Consider the following 16,996-nt stretch of genomic DNA (forward strand, 5'->3'; position numbering starts at 1 on the left):
AAAAATTCCTAACCGTCGGGCGCGGTTTTTATAATTTATCACATCGATCGACTTATTTTTATTACTTTTATTCTTAAATAAGCAGGTATAATATCATGTTTTGCACTCTAACCCTAATTAAGTTCGCAGTAAGTAACAAAGTCCTGCTATAGTTTCCACTGGCATCGGAATAATCAGAGTGCAGTGCGATCGCCGTGTTCGCACGCTCGGTATCATTCCTATCTAACCGGATTTGATATTGCTCCCTCCAGAAACTCGGTTTCTTCACCTAAGTCGGGCCGTCAAAAAAGCGATTTTTGGCAGAAACCGGGTTTTTCAGCGTAAGTTAACTTGATAAAATACCATTTTTGAGTGTGCGGCCGACATTCAGAACATCGGTTTGGTGACAATCGAAAAATTTTTGATACTATTATAGAAAGCGTCCATAGGGTAAGGACGTTCTTAATTGCTAAAACCCTTGCTTTTATTGCTTCTTCCTTCTTCCTTCTTTTTACCCTGGGCGACTTGCCCGATCCCGAAGCCGAAGGGAGCCGAAGGGCCTTCAACATCTGCTATAAATATAATTAGCGCAGTTGGAAAGATTTTGGAGAGCAGAGATGCTCGATCGGCTTTTCGCTCAAACCTATGAGAAAGTTCGATCCCGTACCTTTCCACTAACTGTATAGCGGGGTATATATACTATTAATTAAAAAGATATACTGTATAAAGTTGCCTACAAAGCGCCAGAAATTATGCATTCTCACCTCCAGCGCCAACTCGAACAGCTCGGTTTAGCCAGCGAGTCGCCCCCTCCCAATGCCGAGCAGTGGCAGCTATTCTTAGAGCAGGTAAGTTGTAGCTACGACGGAGCTCGGAGTGAGGAGGAACCGCTGCGGGAGGCTTGTTTGAACTCCGATCCGGTGGCACTACAGGATTTGAGTTCCTCGCCCCAGTCGCCTCAAGACTCTCCAGCAGCTTCAGAAATCGATCGGCTGCGGGCGACTGTCAACAGTTTGGGGGCGGGATTGTGTATCCTTGACGCGAAAGGGTTTGTCATCTCGGTGAATCCAGAGGCCGAACGCTTGCTGGGGTGGCGAGAGTCGGAACTTGCAGGCGTTTCTCTGCTACAGCGCATCGCCAGTCACCCAAATCAAAGCAAGAAATCCCAAGTTTTGACGCCTCGGAAACAGTTGCCAAGCAATAGTGAAGATGCAGCGATCGCACCTACACTAGGTTTACAAGAGGCGATCGCCTCCGGTCAACCTTGCAGCAATTGGGACGACGAGTTTCTGTGCCGCGACGGCAAGATTTTACCAGTTTCCTATTTTTTCAATCCCGCAGTTGAGGGCGGCGAAATATCAGTGTTGGTGTTTTTTGACATTAGAGAACACAAGCAATCGCTCTCGATGCTGCAAGCCGTTCTAGAATTTACAGATGCTGGAATTATAGCGGTTGACAGAAACTGCAATATATGCAATTCTCATCAGAAATTTGTCGAGATGTGGGGTTTATCCGCCCGCCAAGGAAACTTGAGCCGATCGACCTTCGGCACTGTTAAAAAAAACATCGGAACAGGATTCCCCTTCGCCCGAGAACAATTAAAAGACCCCCAAGGATTTCTCCAAAACGCGCTCGAAGTGTCGGCAGAGCCGGATACTCAAATCAGCGAATTATTAGAACAGAAAGACGGAAAAATTATCGAATTAAATTCGTTACCGTCAAAAAAAGTCGGAGCGAACAGAGTCGGGAGCTTTCGAGACGTTACCGATAGCAAAAAAGTAGAACAATCTTTGCAGTATCAAGTAGAATTCAATCATTTGATTGCCAGTTGGTCAACCCATTTAATCAGTCAGACCGCATCGGGAATAGACAAAAGCATCGATCGAACTCTGGAAGCGATCGCCACTTTGAGCGGGTTTGACCGCAGTTACATCTACCTGTTATCTCAAGACAAAACCCGTGCCGACAAAACCTACGAGTGGTGCGCTGACTGCATTCCGGTAATAAAAGGCAGCACCCAAAAACAAATAAACATCGCACAAATCCCTTGGATCGCAGAAAAGCTCGATCGCGCCGAATGCCTCTATATTCCAGAAATCGGCGAACTCGAACCCCCAGCAAAAGCCGAAATTGGCTATTTTATCGGTCAAAATCCAGCCCAATTCCAGAGAGACTCCCCATCCACAACAGCCAATCAAACAGCAATCGCCTCAATACCTTCGATTGGCGCTTCCCTCAATAATTTAGAATCAAAAAAACAGCTAAAAAATATCCAATCGCTGATAATTATTCCCCTAATTTGCAGTAAAAACCTAGTAGGATTTCTCGGATTCGATGCCTTAAAGCAAATAGCAAATCTATCGCCAGAAATATCCACACAGCTAAAAATGGTAGGAGAAATGCTCGCCAATGCCCTAGAGCGCAAGCGAGCAGAAGCAGCTTTGAGACAATCCGAAACAAAATACCGCAGCATCTTTGAAAACGCAGTCGAAGGCATATTCCAGACCACCCCAAACGGGCGCTACCTCAGTGCCAATCCCGCACTAGCCCGCATTTACGGCTACGAATCCTCTACCCAAATGCTCGCCGAACTCGCAAACCTCAACCGCCAACTTTACGTAGACCCCAAGCGACGCGCCGAGTTTATTGCCCAATTGGGGGTTCGCCGTCAAATATCAAAATTTGAATCCCAAATATACCGCCGAGACGGCAGCACGATCTGGATTTCCGAAAACGCGCGCAGAATCTGCGACGAAAGCGGCAGCGTTTTGTATTACGAAGGCACAGTCCAAGACATTACCGATCGCAAACAGGCAGAATCCGCCATGCAGTCGGCCCTAGAAGCAGCAGAATCAGCCAACCGGGCAAAAAGCACATTTCTTGCCAACATGAGCCACGAACTGCGCACACCGCTCAATGCGATCGTCGGCTACAGCGAAATGCTTAAAGAAGAAGCTGAAGAATTGGGCGATGAAGCTTTCGTCCCCGACCTCGAAAAAATCCGCAGCGCCGGCAAACACCTGCTGTCGATGATCGACGACATCCTAGATATCTCTAAAATTGAAGCAGGCCGAATGGATCTCTACTTAGAAACCTTCGACATTCATCCCTTAATTGAAAGTGCTGTCGCCACGGCCAGACCGCTGGTCGAGAAAAACGGTAATACCCTAGAAGTTTACTGTCCAGACAACCTCGACACCATGCACGCCGACATGACCAAAGTCCGGCAAGTGCTGCTCAACCTGCTCAGCAACGCTGCCAAGTTCACCCAAAACGGGAAAATTGCGATCGGGGTGGAAAGAATTAAAAATGAACAATTAAAAATGAACAATCAAGAGGAATCTTCCCAAATTTTAATTTCTAACTCCGAATTTTTCAGTTTCCGCGTCGCCGACAGCGGTATCGGCATGACAAAAGAGCAATTGCAGCGAGTTTTCCAACCTTTCACCCAAGCTGACGCCTCGACTACCCGCAAGTACGGCGGCACGGGTTTGGGACTAGCTATCAGCCAGCGCTTCTGTCATATGATGGGTGGCAGCATTGAGGTCAGCAGCACGCTGGGCGCAGGCAGCACTTTCACCGTGCTTTTGCCCAGCGCGATTCAACAGCCGGAAATCGCCAACAAAGTCCGCGACAGCACTAGCCCTCCGGTCGCCCCCGCTGTCGGCACGGTGCTGGTAGTTGACGACGACCCGATATCGCGGGATTTGATCCAGCGCGCCCTCGTTCGCCAAGGGCTGCACATCGAAGTCGCCGGCGGCGGCGAGCAAGCTCTCCGGCTCGCTAAGCAACTGCGGCCAGACGCGATTACCCTCGACGTGATCATGCCCGGAATGGACGGCTGGGCGGTACTCTCAGCGCTAAAGGCAGATCCAGATCTTGCCGAAATTCCCGTAATCCTGCTATCCTTTGTTGGCAACAAAAGCCTCGGCTTTGCGTTGGGTGCCTCGGACTACCTCACCAAACCAGTGGACGGCAAACGGCTGGCTGCCTTGTTGAACAAGTACCGGCGCGACCAAGACGGCGTTGCAAGTAACAATTTGACCTGTCAGATTCTAATTGTGGAAGACGACGTTGCCACGCGGGAAATACTGCGACGCATACTAGAAAGACAAGGCTGGGCAGTAACGGAGGCTGACAGCGGGCGCGCGGCTCTCTCTAAGCTAGAAATTGCCCGACCGCATCTGATCCTGCTGGATTTGATGTTGCCAGAAATGGATGGTTTTGAGTTGATCGGCGAACTTCGCAAATCGTACTCTGGAGATCCAATACCGATTGTTGTGCTCACAGGGAAAGACCTGACACCGGCCGAAAGCCAGCAGCTTAACGGTTGTGTCGATCGGGTGCTACAAAAAGGAGTCTACAGTTGCGATACTTTGTTGCGCGATGTTCGCTCTATAGTGAATGACAGGTTCGATCGCAGGTACGACTCGAAAGGCAAGGAGAACACCAATGGCTAAAATCCTGTTGGTCGAAGATAACGAAATGAATAGGGATATGCTTTCCAGGCGTCTGGCCCGCAAGGGACACGAGGTCTTTATTGCTGTTGACGGTGCTGAGGGGGTGTCGATGGCGCTCGCGAAAGTACCGGATTTGATTCTGATGGATATGAGTCTGCCAGTGCTCGACGGGTGGCAAGCAACCCAGCAAATTAAGGCGGCTCCTGAAACTAGCACGATTCCGGTGATTGCTCTGACGGCTCACGCAATGGCGGGCGATCGTGAAAAGTGTCTGGCCGCCGGCTGCGACGACTACGACACCAAACCGGTCGAGTTTCCCCGACTTTTGGGTAAAATTGAAACGCTTCTGAAAGAGGCTATGACATGAAAGGTGACGAGGGCAGCGTGCTGGTTGTTGATGACAATGAGGTAAACCGCGATTTGCTGGCCCGCCGACTTCAGCGTCAAGGCCACTTGGTCACTGTTGCTGAAGATGGTCTCCAAGCTCTGGAAATGTTGCGAAGAGATCCTTTTGATTTGGTTCTCCTAGACATTATGATGCCGCAAATGAACGGCTATCAGGTGCTGGAAAATCTGAAAGCGGACGAAAAGTTGCGCTATATCCCGGTGATTATGATTTCGGCGGTGGACGATATTGACAGTATCGTCCGGTGTATTGAGTTGGGGGCGGAGGATTATCTTTCTAAACCGTTCAATCCGGTATTGCTCAAGGCTCGGATTAGCGCTTGTCTGGAAAAGAAGCGGCTGCGGGATAAGGAGCAGGCGTATTTACACGAGTTGGCCCTGGAAAAGGAAAAGTCCGAGCGTTTGCTGTTAAATATTTTACCGAAGGCGATCGCGCAGCGCCTAAAACACGGGGAAAGTACGATCGCCGACAGTTTCGCTGAGGTAACAGTGATGTTTGCCGATTTGGTGGGTTTTACTAAGCTTTCGGCTCATTTGTCGCCGGCCCAGTTGGTGGAGTTGCTCAACGAGATTTTTTCGGCTTTTGACGAGTTGGCCGAGCGCTACGGACTTGAGAAAATTAAGACGATCGGCGATGCTTATATGGTTGTTGGCGGTTTGCCGACGCCCAGCGACGACCACGCCGAGTCGATCGCCGAAATGGCGTTAGACATTCAAGCAGCAATGACTAAGATACGCACCAAGGGAGGTCAGCCGCTCAGCATCCGCATCGGCATCCACACAGGCCCGGTGGAAGCTGGGGTAATCGGTACTAAAAAATTTACTTACGATTTGTGGGGAGATACGGTAAATACAGCTTCCCGGATGGAATCTCAAGGCGTCCCCGGCAGCATTCAGGTGACAGTTGCTACCTACGAGCGCCTGCGGGGTAAGTATGTTTTTGAGGAGCGAGGCGTGATTCCGGTGAAGGGGAAAGGCGATATGATGACTTATCTGCTTGTGGCCCGAAACGCCTCATGATATCAATTCCGGTTGCACCGGAATGATGGGGAGTGGGGAGTGGGGGAAGGTGTAATTATTGACTTTGACTCGATCGTGCCCATCCCACGGAAAACGATATGACAAATGACCAAACGACCAATTACCAAATTGACAAATGAGCGTAAATTCTAACCTTTTAATCTACGCCCAATGGGCGGGAATTCTGACAGCAGCCTTGGCTATTCTAACTGTTATAGCATTTATCTTCAAATGGGGTATTCGCTTCCGATTGGTAGGAGTGACAAGTTTTATGACCGTAGTCGCTGCGAGTATATTCGGTCTGGGTTTGGGACTGTTTACTCGCACAGAAATTCCCGGTGCAGTTCGCTATTCTTTAGTTTACGATACTGGCGGCGCTCAAACAGTAGTTACTGTGCCGCCTACGATCACCGAATCGGAATTAGAAGCAACGATGCGGCAAGCGGCTGCGGATTTGTACTCTCCAGGGCGCTCTGGAAGGGGCAGAGACTACATGACAATCCGGGTTCGTACAGTTGTACATCCTGAACCGGGGCTGTCGCAGCCGCTGTTTTTGGGCGAAGTGAGGCGATCGCTCGCGACTCGTGATGATGACAAAATGGCGATCGAAATCTTCCCCGAAAAAGTCGCAACTCTGAAAAAATATCAAGCTTAAAAATAGGGTGCAGCCGCATTCTTAGGACTTACGCATAGGAGTTCAGAAACCGGGTTTTTTACCAAGATTATTCGTTGTAACCCGCAGATTCGGTAAAAAACCCGGTTTCTTTGATCGTAGTGCATAAGTGCTGAAAAAATAATTTGGAATCGCTACTACACAAACAAATTCCGCGCAACGCGAGACTAAGAAACTCATCGTTTTCAACCAAAGCCTGATAAGGCAGAACCGGAGGATATGGCTGCAACTTTAAGGATTCTTTAAAAAATGATTGCAACCACCAAACACCAATTGAAATTTAACGAATTTATTGCAATTTTCCCGGAAGATAGTCTTTAAGAATTGGTGAACGGAGAAATTGTCAAAATAGCAATTACCAGAAATCATGATGATATTAGTGAATTTACAGACAGACACTTTTATCAAGAGAGCGATCGGCTGAAACTAAACTATGTAGTAAAACGAGGCATCACGATTAAAACTACCACAAAAGAAGGTATAGAGCAAGGACGAGTTCCTGATGTCAATGTTATCGATCGTACTTTGTGGCGTGCTGAACGCAAAGCTTATGCCGCACTGGAATCGCCGATTCAGTTAGCTGTCGAGGTAGTATCAACTAATTGGAAAGATGGTTATGTTTATAAGCTAGATGAATATGAACGCTTGGGCATTTCTGAATACTGGGTTATTGATTATTTAGCAATTGGAAAAAGAGAGTATTTGGGCAACCCGAAAATTCCGACGGTATTTGTGTTTTCTCTAAATGCTGAAGGCAAATATCACCGCACTCAGTTTAGAGATAATGAACAAATTGTTTCGTTTCGCCGACTTTCCCCGAATTAGTGCTGACGGCGGCTCAGGTATTGTCAGCTTAGTTCGGTTGTGTTAGTCTTGAGAAACATTGAACTTGCCAAAAATACTTTAAGATTATTAAGATTTTCCTCCGCTGATTAAAGGAATTAAGCAATTTCAAGAGAGTATTGCACAATTTGAGCCCTGAGGTCAGAAATTATGGATTGGAATGAACTGTATAATTTAGGCTTAGGCTTGTTTGAAAAAGCAACCGCCTTTTTCGACGAAGCTTTAGAAATGAAACCCGATCCCCAAGCCTGTTACAATGAGGGCGTTGCACTGGGTAATTCAGGGAAATTTCAAGAAGCGATAGCCTCCTACGACAAAGCCTTAGAAATCAAACCAAATTATCACGAAGCCTGGAACAATCGGGGCAATGCAATGAATAATTTAGGGTTGTTTGAAGAAGCGCTCGCCTCCTGCGACAAAGCCTTAAAAATCAAACCAGATTGTCACCTTGCCTGGTTCAATCGTGGCGTTGCGCTGGGTAATTTAGGCTTGTTTGAAGAAGCGCTCGCCTCCTGCGACAAAGCCTTAGAAATTAAACCAGATTTACATGAAGCCTGGTACAATCGGGGCGATGCACTGGGTAATTTAGGAAGATGGGAAGAAGCGCTCGCCTCCTTGGACAAAGCCTTAGAAATCAAACCAGATTTTCACCTTGCCTGGGACAATCGGGGCCGTGCGCTGGCTAATTTAGAAAGATTTGAAGCAGCGATAACCTCCTGGGATAAAGCCTTAGAAATCAAACCAGATTATCACGAAGCCTGGAACAATCGGGGCAATGCAATGAATAATTTAGGCTTGTTTGAAGCAGCAATCGCCTCCTGCGACAAAGCCTTAGAAATCAAACCAGATTATTACGAAGCCGGGTTGAATCGGGGCAATGCACTAGCTAGTTTAGGAAGATTGGAAGAAGCGCTCGCCTCCTACGACCAAGCTTTAGAATTTAAACCTGATTTACACGCAGCATTTTATAATAAAGCTTGCTGCTATGGGTTACAGAGTCAAATTGACCCAGCGATCCAGAATTTGCAGCAAGCCATCAATCTGAATCCTGACCAATACCGAGAAATGGCAAAAACTGATTCGGGTTTTGACAGCATTCGATCGCATACTAGGTTTCAAGCCTTGATTCAAGAATAGGGATTTGCCCTTGGGCGGGGCGGGTTTATGAGATTGTCGGTTTGCGGCAATTATTGTTGGTAAAACCCGCCACAACAGCATCAAAAACACTTTTCAACCGAAGCTAGCGGACACGATATGATATAAGAATTAGTAGCGAGGTAAAAGATGACCAAACTAAATGTAACCGTAACCAATGACAGATTTCCCGAACTCATCGCCCGTGTCGAGGATACTGGAGAACGAATTGTCATAGAACAGGAAGGAAGAGCGATCGCTGCTATCATTACTTATGCCGATCTGAAGCGACTAGAAGCACTAGAAGCCGCCATAATTAACAAAGCAAAACTCGAAGAATATGAATGGCTAAAAGCTGCGATCGCAAATCCAGCATTTGATTCCCTAAGAGACTCAGCGGAAGATATCTACACTTTAGCTGATGGCTTGCCTTTCCACGACTCAGAATGGATTAAAACAGTAGCGATCGATCCTAATTTTCGTTCGATACTCGACCCAGAAGAAGACATTTATACTATAGCTGACGGTAAACCATATCTACCTTAAATATCCCTCTTATTTATTAGTCTGCAAAGGCGGACTTCGCTTGACAAGACGCGGTTTCAACCGCCGATCGCTCAAAAGGGTTACGTGAAAATGATATCTTGGGTGAGGTTTGTCACACCTGAGTGCGATCGCCCTTTCCTCTTTTCTACGCAGTCATCTAAAAAAATAGTATTAATCTATACCTACAAATCTCCGAGATAGGGTTATATTGAAAAAAATTGAAAAAGTTCCCAAAATCCTGTAAAATTGCGAGAAATAACCAAATAATATCGATCGAAAGCACTCACAGGCGAAAAAGATCGCATATAAAAAAGAAAAGAATCAATTAGACAGAAAATGAGGTGAAACCCCTTGCAAAAATTAGCCAGCATAGAAAAGCCGATCGACTCAGGGGAAAAATCCATAGCAGTCAACACCCAAAACGCTCAAACCTTGTACGATCGCGGCAACGCCCTAGAAGCAATGGGGCGCTTCCAAGCTGCGATCGAATCTTGGGAAGAAGCGATCGCACTCGAACCAAAATTTTATGAAGCGCGGTACAACCAAGGCGTAGCCCTCCGAAAATTGGGACAGCTAGAAGAAGCGATCGCAGCCTACAACAAATCCCTAGAAATCAAACCAAACAATCCCGAAGCGTGGTATAACCGCGCCAACGTTTTGCGGAAGCTCAACAGACTCTCAGAAGCGATCGCATCCTACCAAAAAGCGATCGATTTCAAGCCAGACTACCACGAAGCTTGGACGAACCTCGGCAACACCCTCGTCAACGTAGAAAAATTATCAGAAGCGATCGACTCCTACGACAAAGCCATCGCCATCAAACCAGACTACTGCGAAGCTTGGTACAACAAAGCATTTGCCCTGAGAAAATGCGACAAAAATACAGCAGCGATCGCATCCTACGACAAAGCGATCGAACTTAAACCAGACTTGCATCAAGCCTGGTACAACCGCGGCTTAGCCCTAGCTGATGAAAAACTCTACCCGGAAGCCGTCGCCTCCTACGACAAAACCCTGCAACTGCGGCCGAATTCCGCCGAAGCCTGGAACAAACGCGGCACGGCGATCGCACAAATGGGACAATTTGAAGCTGCGATCGCATCCTGGGACAAAGCCCTCGCACTCAAGCCAAACGACAGCGAAACCTGGTACAACCGCGGCTTAGCCTTCGCCAAGTTACAACGCTTTGAAGAAGCAGTGGCCTCGTGGGACAAAACGGTAGAGTTGCAGCCAGATAACACCGAAGCCTGGTACAACCGCGCCGTCGCCCTCAAAACAATTCAACGATTTACCGAAGCGATCGCCTCCTACGATAAAATCATCGCACTCAACCCCGACGATCCAAACCTTTACTATCAAAAAGCTTGCGTTTACGCCCTGGAAAAAGCAGCAGGCGAACTCACAAACAACCCCGAACTTGTAGCCACCAGTATCCGGCTGGCGATCGAAAACTTGTCCGAGGCGATCGATCTCAATCCCCATAAATACCGGAAACTGTGCAAAAATGACTCTAAATTGCGTACAATACGGGAAGAAGTGCGGTTTTTAGCTTGATTTCAGGGTAGCGATGATTGATGGATACGGATGCCGCACTGCAACCTTTGTAGGCAAAACAGCACCATAAACCCCAATCATGCAAACCCTAGACAAAACTCAAGCAAAATTCGCTCAACTGGCAGCCCACCTCAGAGAAGTTAACGACATCGAATCAGCCTCGTCGCTGCTGCATTGGGATCAATCAACTTATATGCCCGCCAAAGGTGCAAGTGCCAGAGGCCGCCAGTTGGCAACTCTCAAACAAATATCCCACGAAAAATTTACCGACCCCAAAATTGGTGAACTCCTAGAAGACTTGCGTTTCTACGAACAAACGCTCCCCTACGACTCCACCGCAGCCAGCCTGATCCGCATCGCCCGCAGAGACTACGATCGCGCCGCCAGAATCCCCGCAACCTTCATGTCAGCGCTCTGCCGCCACCAAGCCGACTGCTACGAAGCTTGGGCCGCGGCCAGAGCAGCCAACAACTTCGCAGCCGTCGAGCCGTATCTCGAAAAAACCCTAGAATTAAGCAGGCAGTACGCCGAGTTTTTCCCCGGATACGAACACATCGCCGATCCTTTGATCGATCGTAGCGACTACGGCATGAAAGTATCCCTGCTGCGCCCGCTTTTCGCCCAACTGCGTCAAGAATTAGTGCCGATAGTCGAAGCCATAACCTCCCAACCTCCCGCCGACGACTCCTGCTTGCACCAACACTTCCCCGAATCCCAGCAATTAGAATTCACCCGCACAATCGTAGAACGCATGGGGTACGACTTCCAGCGGGGACGCCAAGACACAACCCTGCATCCATTCATGACCAACTTCTCCATAGACGACGTGCGCATCACCACCCGCGTCTACGAAGATCACCTGGATCAAGCACTCTTCAGCAGCATCCACGAAGCCGGACACGCCCTCTACGAACTCGGAAATTCCCCGGAATTTGAAGGCACGCTTCTGGCCGGCGGCATTTCCTCCGGCCTGCACGAAAGTCAGTCGCGACTTTGGGAAAATTTGGTCGGGCGCAGCCGCGGTTTTTGGGAATGTTTCTACCCACAACTCCAAGGCGTATTTTTGCGACAGTTGGGACACGTATCCACTGACGCATTTTACCGGGCAATTAACAAAGTCTCGCGATCGCTCATCCGCACCGACGCCGACGAAGTAACCTACAACCTCCACGTCGCCATCCGCTTCGATCTAGAATTGGCAATGGTAGAAGGAAAATTACCAGTGCGAGACCTCCCCGAAGCTTGGAACGAACGCTATCAAAACGACCTGGGAGTGGTCCCCGCCACCGACAGCGATGGCGCCATGCAAGATGTTCACTGGTATGTTGGTACGATCGGCGGAATGTTCCAAGGTTACACCCTCGGCAACTTGATGAGCGCCCAATTCTACGAAACAGCAGTAAAAATCAATCCTGAAATTCCCGTAGAAATAGAACAGGGCAATTTTACCGTACTCCACGACTGGCTAAAACAAAATATCTACCAGCACGGCCGCAAATACACCGCCGTCGAATTGATCGATCGCGTTACCGGTTCAGCTTTAAGTATCGATCCCTTTGTCCGTTACATTCGCCACAAATACGGGGAATTTTATGTCATTTGAGGGATAGCAAGTTCAGATTGCCAACTTTAAAATTACAAAAAAAGTAGTCAAAAAAAAAAAAGGGCGATACTCAAACAGTATCGCCCTTTTTTACAGATAAAATCAAAAATCATAAATAAGGGAGTATGTATGTCTGAACTCTTTCAGGCTGTTATCGCCAGCGACGAAAAAACCGACTTGCGTCAGTTTGTCAGCGATTTGCGGGTTTTAGGCAACAAATATTTGCTGCGAAACGACATAGTTAACGCTTTTGCCGCCTACTGCACCAAATACGAAAAGCCCGAACAGTTTCATCAATCTTCTCTTTTAAGCAAACTGATTTACTACGTTCAGGAAATTATTCTCGAAGATGGCAGTCTTTGCGTCCTGCTGCGGCCAAAAATTGCTACAATGGAAATACTGCGAATTGCAGACGACTTGACTGTTGAGCAGATGAGAGTGCAAGAATTGCTCGACGTGCGCGATCGCTTCGTCAACCACTTTCACCCCCAAGAAGGCGACATTCTAGAACTAGATTTCGCCCCTTTTTACGATTATTCCCCCACAATTCGCGACCCCAAAAACATCGGCAAAGGAGTGCAATTCCTCAACCGATACCTGTCCAGCAAACTGTTTCAAGACCCCAGGCAGTGGCAGGAAACTCTATTTAATTTCTTGCGCATTCACCGCTACAACGGCGTACAATTACTAATTAACGATCGCATAAAATCCCAAGAACAACTTTCAGAACAAATCAAAAAAGCCCTCACCTTTGTCAGCGATCTTTCTGAAGAAGAACCCTACGAAAGATTTCGACTGGTTCTGCAATTGATGGGTTTCGAGGCAGGTTGGGGAAATACCGCAGCCCACGTGAATGAAACCCTAGGAATTCTTGACGAATTAATTGATTCCCCCGATCCGCAAACTCTAGAAGCATTTATTTCTCGCATCCCGATGATTTTCAAAATCGTCCTAGTTTCTCCTCACGGCTGGTTCGGCCAAGAAGGAGTTTTGGGGCGACCGGATACGGGAGGTCAGGTAGTTTATGTCCTCGATCAAGCCAAGAGTTTAGAGAAACAACTGCAAGAAGACATTCATCTTGCCGGTCTCGATAGTTTAGGAGTCAAACCTAAAGTAATTATTCTCACCCGGTTAATTCCTAACAGCGACGGCACGCGCTGCAACGAACGTTTGGAAAAAGTTCACGGCACAGAAAATACTTGGATTTTGCGGGTTCCCTTCCGGGAGTTCAATCCCAAACTGACTCAAAATTGGATTTCTAGATTCGAGATTTGGCCTTATTTGGAAACTTACGCGATCGATGCAGAAAAGGAATTGCTGGCTGAGTTTCAGGGCAAACCAGATTTAATTGTCGGCAACTATTCAGACGGCAACTTGGTAGCCTTTTTGCTGTCTCGCAAACTCAAAACTACTCAGTGCAATATTGCCCATGCGCTGGAAAAATCTAAATATTCGTTCAGCAATCTCTACTGGCAAGAATCAGAGGAAAAGTACCATTTTTCGCTGCAATTTACTGCCGATATAATTGCTATGAATGCAGCTAATTGTATTGTCAGCAGCACCTATCAAGAGATTGTGGGCCAACCCGATAGTGTCGGTCAGTACGAATCTTATAATTGTTTCACCATGCCGGATTTGTACCACGTTGTGAACGGGATTGAACTGTTCAGCCCTAAATTCAACGTAGTGCCGCCGGGAGTCAACGAAAGCGTGTACTTTCCCTACACGCGGATAGAAGACCGGGTGCAAGGCGATCGCGATCGGCTCAACGAACTGCTGTTTACTCTAGAAGACCCGGAACACGTCTTTGGAAAACTCGACGACCCGCAAAAGCGCCCTTTATTTTCGATGGCCCGGCTCGATCGCATTAAAAACCTGACAGGCTTAGCAGAATTGTTTGGAAAAAGCCAGGAATTGCAAGAAAAATGCAACTTAATTCTAGTAGCTGGCAAGCTGCGGGTCGAAGAAACCGAAGACCACGAAGAAGCAGAAGAAATTAAAAAGCTTTACGCAATTATCGACCAATACAACCTTCACGGTAAAATTCGCTGGCTGGGAGTGAGGCTTTCCAAAAGCCTGTCCGGCGAAATCTACCGGGTAATCGCCGACACCCAAGGTATATTTGTTCAGCCAGCATTATTTGAAGCTTTTGGCTTGACAATTCTCGAAGCAATGATTACCGGCATTCCCACTTTCGGGACGCAGTTTGGCGGCCCGCTGGAAATCATTCAAGATGGCGTAAATGGGTTTTATATCAACCCGAATAACCACTCGGAAACCGCCCAAAAAATTCTAGATTTTTTATCGAAGTGCGAACCAAATCCCAACTATTGGTATGAAATTTCAACGCGAGGAATTGACCGAGTTTACAGCACGTATACTTGGGAAATTCACACTACCAAGCTGCTGACGCTGGCCCGGACTTACGGTTTCTGGAACTACTCATCCAAGGAAAACCGCGAAGATATGCTCCGCTACATAGAATCGCTGTTTTATCTAATTTACAAGCCAAGAGCCAAGGCTTTATTGGCCGAACACGCAAACCGATAAGTGGTGGCGAGTTTTGGTTTTTATATCAAATAGGTTGGCATCGAAATTATTCATGTCTCTCTTCCGTTTCTCCTTATCCTCTGCGTCAAGAGCGGTTTAATAATTCCGATACAACCGGAATTGATATTACGGCGGGGTTGAAGGAAAAAACTTAGCCTCTCATAGAGCAACTTTGTACAAAATCCGCCTGTAAAGATTTGTGAAGAACCGCTGGTTTTGTACCCTAAGACTGAGGCTGAAAGACGTGGTTTATACGAAAATATTGGCTTTGGTAACGAAACATTTCGGAATCAACCGGGTTTATTAGGAATAGTGCGAACCGGCCCCTACTTCTAACACGTAACTTCTAACTCGCAACTTCTGAGTGCTGGTGTCTCCATTGCCCAACTTCTCTTCTAGAGGCCAGGGCAGATATAGCAACCGCGCCAAACGCTTAGGAGCTTTTTAAGGGTTCAAACCAATGCGGTCGATTACCCCTTTCTTCGGACTTCTATTTACCCGATCGCCAAGTCGAAGGGGATTCTTCCTTCTTGCTTCTGCTATATGTCTCATAAAGCAGTCCGGGTAATACAATTAGATTTAGAAACTAGAAAACAGGGAAACCTTGTCAAACCTCACTAACAGGATGAAATTTATGCGTGTGACTACTGTTACGATTTTCAGCTTGCTCGCTCTGCTCGCTCCGGCCTTGACCAGAAAGGCAACTGCTGCTTTCGATTCCCAACCCTTGGTGCAGGAACAGTACCGCAGAGACTTTACGGCTCCCGCCGATCCGGGTGCGTCAGCATCGCCCGAGGAAAATTCCCAAGCAGATATGTTTAACAAGCCTTTTTACGCGGGCGAGAAGCCGCCGGTGAGAAAGGAAAAAACTATCTCGGCGGGAGCTGACGGGCCAGAAGTTGCAGCCATACAGCAGCGGTTGCAGGTGCACAGTTTCAAGGTGGGGACGATCGACGGTTCCTACGGTTCTCGGACTACATCGGCGGTTCGTGCCTTTCAGCAGTCTAAGGGTTTGAACTCAGACGGCATTGTGGACAAGGAAACTTGGACAGCTTTAGCAGCAGATCCGGCGGCAGCTCCTGAAACTGTGCAGAGCAATGCTCCAATTCTGAGCAATGCTGCTGTTCCCGGCAATCCTCCAACTCTTCTAAATAAAGGCGCTGTCGGTTCCAAGGTGAAGACGCTACAGGTGCGTTTGGAAATACAGGGTTACGATCCGGGCCCCATCGACGGCATTTTTGGCGCTCGCACTGCTTCGGCTGTCAAGAACTTTCAGCAGTATAAGGGCTTGATGGCTAACGGCATGGTGGACGACACAACCTGGAAGGCGCTGGGCCAAAAGTAAGCGACGAGTGAAAAATACGGAAAATTGCTGTGGCGATAACTCATGATTGAACCCGGTGTCCAAAAATGACCGGGTTTCTCGATGTTGAGCGATCGAGCAATTTGGTTATCAGCCTGCGGATTTATCAGTGGGTCCCTTTCTTCAATCTAAAATCTAAAATCTAAAATCTAAAATCGATTGACCGATCGCTTTGTTGTGTGCTATAGTATTTAAATCTCAAAATGCGGATATGGCGAAATTGGCAGACGCGCCAGATTTAGGTTCTGGTTCCGAAAGGAGTGAAGGTTCAAGTCCTTTTATCCGCACTTAAAATTTTTATATTAAAACAGACAATCCCACCTATTGTCGGGGGCGTATTTTTTATGTGGCTTGATACTCAATCTGAGTTGAAAACCCTTACTTATTTTAATCGTTCTTGAGTGCTTGCTGAAAAGTTTTGATAGCATCAAGATGATTAACCAGATTAATACAGCATAACAGCAACTCAAAGTTTATCCCTCGCACTTCCTCGCTCTCAGCAATCTTTTCATAGTCCAAATCCTTCGGTTTCACTGTCAGCTAGTGCTTCTTGTGCCAGAGTTTGAGAAGAGAGAATGCTTGGCGTTATTACGATCGCCATCACGAAGAAATCGATCGCCTCATTGTTGCTCATCAAACCGATGATTGAAAGCGTGAGGCTGTATTAAGAGTGAAAATTTGGCGAGCGCAATCAGATTATGCGCGGGTGCCCAGAAACCTGGTTTTTGCCCAGAAGACGCGTTACAGCCGTAGAAAAGGGAAAAAACCCGGTTTCTTTGGTTTTGGTGCCTAGGGCGTCGGTTCAGTATTAGGAGTTGACAAAAAAGACTGAAAATGATATGTGAATTGAGAAGCCTGTTAAATTC

At 47.4% G+C, this 16,996-nt stretch carries 13 protein-coding genes and 1 tRNA gene; 12 read left to right on the forward strand and 2 right to left on the reverse strand.

Annotated elements, in window-relative coordinates; all coding sequences use genetic code 11:
* Positions 1-441: 441 nt before the first annotated feature.
* A complete protein-coding gene (locus QUA54_RS26415) occupies positions 442-654 on the reverse strand; it encodes a hypothetical protein (RefSeq protein ID WP_333417110.1) in 213 nt (70 codons plus the stop codon).
* A gap of 77 nt (positions 655-731) precedes the next feature.
* On the opposite strand from QUA54_RS26415, the gene QUA54_RS26420 reads away from it, so the two are divergent.
* The 12 genes from QUA54_RS26420 to QUA54_RS26475 all read left to right on the forward strand — a co-directional run bounded on the left by QUA54_RS26420 (position 732) and on the right by QUA54_RS26475 (position 16,417).
* Positions 732-4,439 (forward strand): response regulator, encoded by a 3,708-nt coding sequence (locus QUA54_RS26420; RefSeq protein WP_333417112.1) that lies wholly within the window; start codon positions 732-734, stop codon positions 4,437-4,439.
* Positions 4,432-4,806 (forward strand): response regulator, encoded by a 375-nt coding sequence (locus QUA54_RS26425; RefSeq protein ID WP_172190694.1) that lies wholly within the window; start codon positions 4,432-4,434, stop codon positions 4,804-4,806. The genes QUA54_RS26420 and QUA54_RS26425 overlap by 8 nt, the downstream gene beginning before the upstream one ends.
* Positions 4,803-5,864 (forward strand): adenylate/guanylate cyclase domain-containing protein, encoded by a 1,062-nt coding sequence (locus QUA54_RS26430; protein ID WP_333190085.1) that lies wholly within the window; start codon positions 4,803-4,805, stop codon positions 5,862-5,864. The genes QUA54_RS26425 and QUA54_RS26430 overlap by 4 nt, the downstream gene beginning before the upstream one ends.
* Positions 5,865-6,000: 136 nt before the next feature.
* Positions 6,001-6,519, forward strand: a complete 519-nt coding sequence (locus tag QUA54_RS26435; RefSeq protein WP_333417114.1) for a Ycf51 family protein — start codon at positions 6,001-6,003, stop codon at positions 6,517-6,519.
* A gap of 345 nt (positions 6,520-6,864) precedes the next feature.
* Positions 6,865-7,362, forward strand: coding sequence for a Uma2 family endonuclease (locus QUA54_RS26440; RefSeq protein ID WP_333417116.1), 498 nt, complete (start codon positions 6,865-6,867; stop codon positions 7,360-7,362).
* Positions 7,363-7,530: 168 nt separating this feature from the next.
* Positions 7,531-8,517 (forward strand): tetratricopeptide repeat protein, encoded by a 987-nt coding sequence (locus QUA54_RS26445; RefSeq protein ID WP_333417118.1) that lies wholly within the window; start codon positions 7,531-7,533, stop codon positions 8,515-8,517.
* Between the two features lie 147 nt (positions 8,518-8,664).
* A complete protein-coding gene (locus tag QUA54_RS26450; protein WP_333417120.1) occupies positions 8,665-9,060 on the forward strand; it encodes a type II toxin-antitoxin system Phd/YefM family antitoxin in 396 nt (131 codons plus the stop codon).
* A 351-nt stretch (positions 9,061-9,411) separates the two neighbouring features.
* Positions 9,412-10,614 (forward strand): tetratricopeptide repeat protein, encoded by a 1,203-nt coding sequence (locus QUA54_RS26455; RefSeq protein ID WP_333417122.1) that lies wholly within the window; start codon positions 9,412-9,414, stop codon positions 10,612-10,614.
* A gap of 79 nt (positions 10,615-10,693) precedes the next feature.
* Entirely contained in the window at positions 10,694-12,217 is a 1,524-nt protein-coding gene (locus QUA54_RS26460) for a carboxypeptidase M32 (RefSeq protein WP_333417124.1), read from the forward strand.
* Positions 12,218-12,346: 129 nt separating this feature from the next.
* Positions 12,347-14,767 (forward strand): sucrose synthase, encoded by a 2,421-nt coding sequence (locus QUA54_RS26465; protein WP_333417126.1) that lies wholly within the window; start codon positions 12,347-12,349, stop codon positions 14,765-14,767.
* A gap of 634 nt (positions 14,768-15,401) precedes the next feature.
* Positions 15,402-16,112 carry a peptidoglycan-binding protein gene (locus QUA54_RS26470; protein ID WP_333417127.1) on the forward strand — a complete coding sequence of 237 codons (711 nt, stop codon included), beginning with the start codon at positions 15,402-15,404 and terminating at the stop codon, positions 16,110-16,112.
* A gap of 223 nt (positions 16,113-16,335) precedes the next feature.
* Positions 16,336-16,417, forward strand: a tRNA-Leu gene (locus QUA54_RS26475).
* A gap of 221 nt (positions 16,418-16,638) precedes the next feature.
* Here QUA54_RS26475 and QUA54_RS26480 read toward each other — a convergent pair.
* Entirely contained in the window at positions 16,639-16,764 is a 126-nt protein-coding gene (locus tag QUA54_RS26480; RefSeq protein ID WP_333417129.1) for a hypothetical protein, read from the reverse strand.
* Positions 16,765-16,996 lie beyond the last annotated feature (232 nt).

It is taken from the genome of Microcoleus sp. MOSTC5, assembly GCF_036701825.1.
GTDB lineage: Bacteria > Cyanobacteriota > Cyanobacteriia > Cyanobacteriales > Microcoleaceae > Microcoleus > Microcoleus asticus.

Coding starts and splice junctions, on each gene's coding strand:
- QUA54_RS26430 (WP_333190085.1), top strand. CDS start 4,803: ATGAAAGGTGACGAGGGCAGCGTGCTGGTTGTTGATGACAATGAGGTA.
- QUA54_RS26445 (WP_333417118.1), top strand. CDS start 7,531: ATGGATTGGAATGAACTGTATAATTTAGGCTTAGGCTTGTTTGAAAAA.
- QUA54_RS26480 (WP_333417129.1), bottom strand. CDS start 16,764: ATGAGCAACAATGAGGCGATCGATTTCTTCGTGATGGCGATCGTAATA.
- QUA54_RS26425 (WP_172190694.1), top strand. CDS start 4,432: ATGGCTAAAATCCTGTTGGTCGAAGATAACGAAATGAATAGGGATATG.
- QUA54_RS26460 (WP_333417124.1), top strand. CDS start 10,694: ATGCAAACCCTAGACAAAACTCAAGCAAAATTCGCTCAACTGGCAGCC.
- QUA54_RS26420 (WP_333417112.1), top strand. CDS start 732: ATGCATTCTCACCTCCAGCGCCAACTCGAACAGCTCGGTTTAGCCAGC.
- QUA54_RS26470 (WP_333417127.1), top strand. CDS start 15,402: ATGCGTGTGACTACTGTTACGATTTTCAGCTTGCTCGCTCTGCTCGCT.
- QUA54_RS26435 (WP_333417114.1), top strand. CDS start 6,001: ATGAGCGTAAATTCTAACCTTTTAATCTACGCCCAATGGGCGGGAATT.
- QUA54_RS26465 (WP_333417126.1), top strand. CDS start 12,347: ATGTCTGAACTCTTTCAGGCTGTTATCGCCAGCGACGAAAAAACCGAC.
- QUA54_RS26450 (WP_333417120.1), top strand. CDS start 8,665: ATGACCAAACTAAATGTAACCGTAACCAATGACAGATTTCCCGAACTC.